The organism is Synechococcus sp. H55.10 (assembly GCF_047502715.1).
GTDB lineage: Bacteria > Cyanobacteriota > Cyanobacteriia > Thermostichales > Thermostichaceae > Thermostichus.
Genome location: NZ_JANSJJ010000170.1, coordinates 1 through 669, shown reverse-complemented (window position 1 = coordinate 669; position 669 = coordinate 1). Strand labels below are relative to the sequence as shown.

Sequence of the window (669 nt, the reverse complement as noted above, 5' to 3'; positions counted from 1 at the left end):
CACTATGTAGGCTACTACCATCCCTCTTTGGAGATCGGCCCTGAATGGGGATCCCTGGCCGACTATCTGCAGCATCTGGAGGCGCAGGTGCCCCTCACCTTGCTGTTGCCGCCGCAACGCCAGCAAATTGGCGGCCAAGTCTATGAGGTAGCGTTCATCGCAGATCCCGATGGCCTGCCGATCGAGCTCATCCGCCCCCAGGGATCCCCAGGATTAGAATAAGGTTTGCCCCGACGCAGGGCTCCAGGGAATATCTCCTTAATTGATCGAACGAGCGGATGCGGGTGGAGGCGGTCGCTCTCTCTAGCTGAGCTGGCCCTTAGGGATCCCAGCGCTAGATGTGTTCCTTGGCGGGCCAGCAAAAGCGGCAGGGGCAAAACCAGCGCCCCAAAATAGTGCCTAGAAAGGCAGCTCCTCCTCTTCGGGGGCTAGAGGGGACTCGGTTGCCGGCGGGCCGTAGGTTTCACCCAGATCCGGGGCGCCTTCTGCCTCCAGGCTCTCGAGAGCGGACAGTTCTGCCGTCGCCTCCTCGGGCGAGGTCAGGATCCCTTGCAAATCTATCAGGCTTCCGTTGAAATGGTCGGCAAACCGACGGGCCACCTCCGCCAGCTCATGGGCCAGGTCGTAGGAGGGTGGCCTTTCGGTTTGCACCACTGGGGCAGTAGATTG

Annotated in this window: 2 pseudogenes; one reads left to right on the top strand and one right to left on the bottom strand. The window is 61.1% G+C overall.

Features of this window, described 5'->3' with window-relative positions:
• Positions 1 to 222: pseudogene (locus NW858_RS10625) on the top strand (VOC family protein); the annotation flags it as partial.
• A 177-nt stretch (positions 223 to 399) separates the two neighbouring features.
• On the opposite strand, the pseudogene NW858_RS10620 reads toward NW858_RS10625, so the two are convergent.
• Positions 400 to 669 (bottom strand): annotated as a pseudogene (locus NW858_RS10620) (DNA polymerase III subunit gamma/tau); the annotation flags it as partial.